Source organism: Sphingomonas bacterium, from assembly GCF_903643035.1.
Classification (GTDB): Bacteria; Pseudomonadota; Alphaproteobacteria; order Sphingomonadales; family Sphingomonadaceae; genus Sphingomonas.
The window spans coordinates 1-6,158 of record NZ_CAHJWW010000167.1 but is presented as its reverse complement, the minus strand read 5'-3'; the positions used below and the strand labels follow the sequence as shown (position 1 = coordinate 6,158).

The following is a 6,158-nucleotide window of genomic DNA, read 5'->3' as shown; positions in this document are numbered from 1 at the left end:
CGAACTCAAGATGAACGACGTCGCCCGATGGGAAATGACACCAAGCCCCGTCGAATACGATATGTACTATAGCGGCTGACGGCCGCTCCGGGGATCGGACGGCGACCGATCCCACGTCCTGCGAGCAAGAGCGGACGATGCGGGGTTTTCGACGGGCGTCGATCCTGTCGGCGACGGTGGCCGGCTCGGCGGCGGGGCGGACCGTCCCCTGCCCGGCGATGCGGAGGTCGACCTGATTGCCGGCTGTCGCAAGCTTGTCGGCGGAACGACCGCCGACGCCGGCCTGCGCTGTCACAGCCTTTTCGATTGCGGGTCAGGGGCAACCGACATCGCCGGGCTGTCGGTTGGCGCGGTCACGGCCACGGACCGCTCACTGGCAAGCTGGGTGGCGATCTCGCCTGAAACGGCACGCGCGGGGATCGCCGGCGAACGGCGTGGCGGCGCGTGTACCGGTGGCGAGCTCTCGTGGCGGGGATCCCGCGTACGCCGGTCACGGCGACGACGCCTGTCGGCCGCTCGTTCGCCGCCGACGCGATCACCTTCGGACGATGCCATGCCGCCGGCGCGTCGACGGCGGCTACGGCCCGCGCACGCCGACGCTCGGGCTCTCGTGCGTCGATACCGACGAGCAGTGTCCCGTCCTCCCGCACGCGGCAGGACATGGGCCGGCCGATACGGTGGGCCACGCTCCTCGGTTCGGTCGGCTTCGCCTTCCGGCGGTCAGTCGAGGTTCGGCCGCAGCCACCGCTCCGCCGTCGCCGGATCCACGCCGCGCCGCCGGGCATAATCGGCGACCTGGTCCTGCCCGATCCGCGCGACGCCGAAATACTCCGCCTGCGCATGGCCGAGATAGAAGCCGGACACCGCCGCCGTCGGCAGCATCGCGAAGCTGTCGGTCAGCTCCAGCCCGGCGTTCGCCTCCGCGTCCAGCAGGTCGAACAGCTGCCGCTTCAGGCTGTGCTCGGGGCAGGCGGGATAGCCCGGCGCGGGACGGATGCCGCGATACTGCTCTCGCACCAGCGCCTCGTTGGTCAGCTGTTCGTCGGGCGCATAGCCCCACAGGTCGCGGCGGACGTGCGCGTGCAGGCTCTCCGCGAACGCCTCCGCCAGCCGGTCGGCCAGCGCCTTCAACAGGATGTCGCTGTAATCGTCGTGCGCGGTCTTGTAGGCGGCGATATGCGGGTCGATGCCGTGGATGCCGACCGCGAAGCCGCCGATCCAGTCGCCGGCGGGGTCGACGAAGTCGGCGAGGCACATGTTGGGCCGCCCCGCGCGCTTGGCGATCTGCTGGCGCAGGAACGGCAGGCGGACGCCCCCCTCTCCTTTTGGATCGTCCAGCACCACGTCGTCGCCATCGCGCTGGCACGGCCACAGCGCGGCCACACCCCTCGCCGTCAGCCACTTCTCCGCGACGATCCGGTCGAGCATCTCCTGCGCGTCGGCGTACAGGCCACGCGCGCTCTCGCCCACCACCGCGTCGTCGAGGATGGCGGGAAAGTTGCCCGCCAGTTCCCAGGCGCGGAAGAACGGCGTCCAGTCGATGTGCTCGCGCAACAGCTCCAGCGACCAGTCGTCGAACACATGCACGCCTGGCTTCAAGGGATCGGGAGCCTTCAACATCATGTCGGCCGGAAACGGGTTGGCGCGCGCCCCGTCGAGCGGCAGCAGGTCGTTCTGCCCCTTGCCCTCGCGCGCGCGGCGCACCTTCTCGTAATCCGCCGCGACGCCCGCGACATAGTCGTCGCGGCCGGTGTCGCTGACCAGGGTCGTCGCGACGCCCACCGCGCGGCTGGCGTCGAGCACGTGGACGACGGGACCGTCATATTTGGGGGAGATGCGCAGCGCGGTGTGGACCTTGCTGGTCGTTGCGCCGCCGATCAGCAGCGGCATCGTCATCTTCGCGCGCGTCATCTCCTCGGCCACCGTCACCATCTCGTCGAGCGACGGCGTGATGAGGCCCGACAGCCCGATCATGTCGGCGTCGCTTTCCCTCGCGGCCTCCAGGATCCTAGACCACGGCACCATGACGCCCAAGTCGACCACGTCGAAGCCGTTGCACTGGAGCACGACGCCGACGATGTTCTTGCCGATATCGTGGACGTCGCCCTTCACGGTCGCCATCACGATCTTGCCCTTGCCCTTCGCGCCCGGCTCCTTCGACGCCTCGATGAAAGGCAGCAGGTGCGCGACCGCCTTCTTCATGACGCGCGCGGACTTCACGACCTGCGGCAGGAACATCTTGCCGGATCCGAACAGGTCGCCGACCACGTTCATGCCGTCCATCAACGGTCCCTCGATCACCTCGATCGGGCGCGCGAACTGCTGGCGGCACTCCTCGGTATCGTCGACGACATGCGCGTCGATGCCCTTCACCAGCGCGTATTCAAGCCGCTTGGTCACCGGCAGACCGCGCCACTCCGCCGCCTGCTTCTCGGCCACGGCGTCGGTGCCGCGATATCGTTCGGCGAGCGCGACCAGCCGGTCGCCCGCCTCCGGATCGCGGTTCAGGACCACATCCTCGCACGCATCGCGCAGCTCCGGGTCGATCGTGTCGTACACGTCGAGCTGGCCCGCGTTGACGATCGCCATGTCCAGCCCGGCGGGGATCGCGTGATAGAGGAACACGGAATGCATCGCGCGACGCACCGGCTCGTTGCCGCGGAACGAGAAGCTGAAATTGGACAGGCCGCCCGAGATATGGACGTGCGGGAGCCTCGCCTTGATCTCGCGGCAGGCCTCGATGAAGTCGACGCCGTAGTTGTTGTGCTCCTCGATTCCGGTCGCGACCGCGAAGATGTTGGGATCGAAGATGATGTCCTCGGGCGGGAAGCCGATGCCGGTCAGCAGGTCGTAGGCGCGCGCGCAGATCTCAACCTTGCGCTCGCGCGTGTCCGCCTGGCCGACCTCGTCGAACGCCATGACGACGACGGCGGCACCATAATTCATGCACTTGCGCGCCGAGCTTAGGAAAGCGTCTTCGCCTTCCTTCATGCTGATCGAGTTGACGATCGGCTTGCCACTGACGCATTTCAGCCCGGCCTCGATCACGCTCCACTTCGAGCTGTCGATCATGATCGGCACGCGCGCGATGTCGGGTTCGGCGGCGATCAGCTTCAAGAACGTCGTCATCGCGTGGTGCGCGTCGAGCAGCCCCTCGTCCATGTTGACGTCGACGACCTGCGCGCCGTTCTCGACCTGCTGGCGCGCCACCTCCACCGCCCGCGTGTAGTCGCCGGCCATCACCATCTTCTTGAAGGCGGCGGAACCGGTGACGTTGGTGCGCTCGCCGATGTTGACGAAACTGGTGGAGGTGGTGGTCATGATCTTCTCGCTCCCCTCCCGCTTGCGGGAGGAGCTTGGGGTTGGCCTGTCACTCGTCATGCCAGGGGGCGGCCCCACCCCTGACCCCTCCCGCAGGTGGGAGGGAGATCAGGCCGCCATCGTGAACGGCTCCAGTCCGGCGAGCCGGGTGCGCACCGCCGGGACCGGTACGCGGCGCGGGGGCACGCCGCGCACCGTGTCCGCGATCGCCTTGATGTGCGCGGGCGTCGAGCCGCAGCAGCCGCCCAGCACGTTGACCTGCCCCGCGTGCGCCCATTCGCCGACGAGCCCCGCCGTCGTCACCGGCATCTCGTCATACTCGCCCAGCTCGTTGGGCAGGCCCGCGTTGGGATAGACCATGATGAGCGTATCGCAGATCTCGCTCAGCACCTTCACATGCGGGCGCAGCTGCTCGGCACCGAACGAGCAGTTCAGCCCGATCGTCAGCGGCCTTGCGTGGCGGACGGCGTGCCAGAACGCCTCGACCGTATGGCCCGACAGGTTGCGGCCCGACAGGTCGGTCAGCGTCATCGAGAGCATGATCGGCAGGTCGCGGCCCAGCGCCTGCCCAGCGTCGAGCGCGGCCATGATGCCGGCCTTGGCGTTCAGCGTGTCGAACACCGTCTCGATCAGGATGAAGTCCGCCCCGCCCTCGACCAGCGCATCGATCTGCTGCCGGTACACGCCCGTCAGATGGTCGAAGTCGATCTCCCGATAGCCGGGGTCGTTGACGTCCGGGCTCAGCGAGAGTGTCTTGTTGGTCGGCCCGATCGCGCCGGCGACGAAGCGCGGGCGCCAGATCCCCCTTTCGGCGTCGCGCGCCTGGAACTCGTCGGCGAGCCGGCGCGCGAGCCGGGCGCTCTCGAGGTTGATCTCGCGCACCAGATGCTCCGCGCCGTAATCGGCCTGGCTGATGACGTTGGCGGAAAAGGTGTTGGTCTCGGCGATGTCCGCCCCCGCCTCGAAATAGGCGCGGTGGATCGATTCGGGCACCTCGGGCCTCGTCAGCGCGAGGATGTCGTTGTTTCCCTTCTGATCCTTCGTCAGGCCCAGCGTGCCGGCATAGGCGGCCTCGTCGAGCTTCCAGTTCTGGATCTCGGTGCCGAACGCGCCGTCGGTGATGAGGATGCGATCTGCGGCCTGCGCGTTGAAGGCTTCCCGGGGGGTCATGGCCTGGTCCCCGCTCATGCCGCCGCCACCTGTTCGACCGCGCGTGGGCGGACACCCAGCATGTGGCAGATCGCATAGGCGAGCTCGGCGCGGTTGAGCGTGTAGAAGTGGAAGTTGCGCACGCCGCCCGCATAGAGCCGCCGGCACAGCTCGGCCGCGATCGTCGCGGCGACGAGGCTGCGCGCGGTGGGGCGGTCGTCCAGTCCCTCAAACAGACGGTCCATCCAGCCGGGAATCGCCGCGCCGCACATCCCGGCGAACTTGCGCGTCTGCGCCACGTTCGAGACGGGCAGGATGCCCGGCACGATCTCGGCGGTGATCCCGGCCGCCGCGGCGCGGTCGCGGAACCGGAAATAGGCTTCGGGCGAGAAGAAGAACTGCGTGATCGCGCGGTTCGCGCCGGCGTCGATCTTGCGCTTGAGGTTCTCGATGTCCGCATCCTGTGTCCGGGAGTCGGGGTGGGACTCGGGATAGGCGGCGACCGAAACCTCGAACGGGTGCAGCCGGCGCAATCCCGCCACCAGATCGGCGGCGTTCTGATAGCCGCCGGGGTGTGCCTGGTACGGCGAACCCGGCACTGGCGGATCGCCGCGCAGCGCGACGATGTGGCGGACGCCCGCCGCCCAATATTCGTTCGCGACCTGGTCCACCTCCGCCTTCGACGCCTCGACGCAGGTGAGGTGCGCGGCGGCGGGCATCGCGGTCTCGCGGCTGATCCGCGCGACCGTCGCATGGGTGCGCTCGCGAGTCGATCCGCCCGCCCCATAGGTGACGGACACGAACTCGGGGGCCAGCGGCTCCAGCGTGCGGATCGCCTCCCACAGCCCCGCATCCATCCTGTCGGTCTTGGGCGGGAAGAATTCGAAGCTGACGGCCATGTCGCCCGGCATGTCCGCGAACAGCGGCGCATCCAGCGCGCGCCGCGCCTCCTGAAGCTGTGAAATCGATAGGGTCATGCCGCCTTCACCTCATCCAACCTGTCCGCCTGGCCGCGCAGACCCGCCTCGCCGCCCGGCACATGCTTGCGCGCCAGCCACAGGATCACCGTCAGCTCGCCGCCGGCCAGCGTCTCGATCCGGACGGGGCTCAGCCCGGCCGCCTCGAACCATCCGAGCATCTGCTCGTCGGAAAAGCCCAGCCGCGCATGCGCTTCCTGCGCGCGCAGCTCCTCGCGCTCGTGCGGCGCGAAGTCGACGATCAGCAACCGCCCGCCGGGAGCGAGGACGCGCGCCGCCTCGCCGATCGCGGCGGCGGGCTGATGCGCGAAGTGGAGTACGTGGTGCAGGATCGCGAGGTCCGCCGATCGCGCCGCCATCGGCAGCGCATACAGGTCCGCCTGGCGCAGGTCCGCCGCGCGGCCGCTCTCGGCGAGCTTGGCGCGGGCAAGGCGCAGCATCTCCGAACTGCGATCGATGCCGATCGCGCTCTCCGCGCGGTCGCCGAACAACTCGATCATCCGGCCGGTGCCGGTCCCGATGTCGACCAGCCGCCCGACCGACCCCGCGCCCGTCCGGTCGATGCCCAGCACCGCGGTCATCGCCGCTTCCACCTGGCTTTCGGCGACGTGGAGCGAGCGGATCGCGTCCCACTCGCCGGCATGCGCCTGGAACCAGGCGGACGCGGCGGCGGCGCGATCGGCGCGCACGGCGGGGAGCCGGGCGGCGTCT

5 protein-coding genes are annotated in these 6,158 nt (G+C 69.1%); all 5 read right to left on the bottom strand.

All coding sequences use genetic code 11. The annotated features are described in order from the left end of the window. A partial coding sequence (locus HUV01_RS14965) for a hypothetical protein (RefSeq protein ID WP_217430985.1) occupies positions 1–295 on the bottom strand: 295 nt, incomplete at its 3' end. A gap of 425 nt (positions 296–720) precedes the next feature. Then, positions 721–3,321 (bottom strand): methionine synthase, encoded by a 2,601-nt coding sequence (gene metH / locus HUV01_RS10850; protein WP_174298272.1) that lies wholly within the window; start codon positions 3,319–3,321, stop codon positions 721–723. 108 nt (positions 3,322–3,429) lie between these two features. Beyond that, entirely contained in the window at positions 3,430–4,491 is a 1,062-nt protein-coding gene (locus HUV01_RS10845) for a homocysteine S-methyltransferase family protein (RefSeq protein WP_174298271.1), read from the bottom strand. Positions 4,492–4,505: 14 nt separating this feature from the next. Next, positions 4,506–5,447 carry a methylenetetrahydrofolate reductase [NAD(P)H] gene (gene metF, locus HUV01_RS10840; protein ID WP_174298270.1) on the bottom strand — a complete coding sequence of 314 codons (942 nt, stop codon included), beginning with the start codon at positions 5,445–5,447 and terminating at the stop codon, positions 4,506–4,508. Continuing rightward, positions 5,444–6,158, bottom strand: a 715-nt coding sequence (locus HUV01_RS10835) for a class I SAM-dependent methyltransferase (RefSeq protein WP_174298269.1), incomplete at its 5' end; no start/stop codon positions are given. The genes metF and HUV01_RS10835, both read right to left, overlap by 4 nt.

Coding starts and splice junctions, on each gene's coding strand:
- metF (WP_174298270.1), bottom strand. CDS start 5,447: ATGACCCTATCGATTTCACAGCTTCAGGAGGCGCGGCGCGCGCTGGAT.
- HUV01_RS10845 (WP_174298271.1), bottom strand. CDS start 4,491: ATGACCCCCCGGGAAGCCTTCAACGCGCAGGCCGCAGATCGCATCCTC.
- metH (WP_174298272.1), bottom strand. CDS start 3,321: ATGACCACCACCTCCACCAGTTTCGTCAACATCGGCGAGCGCACCAAC.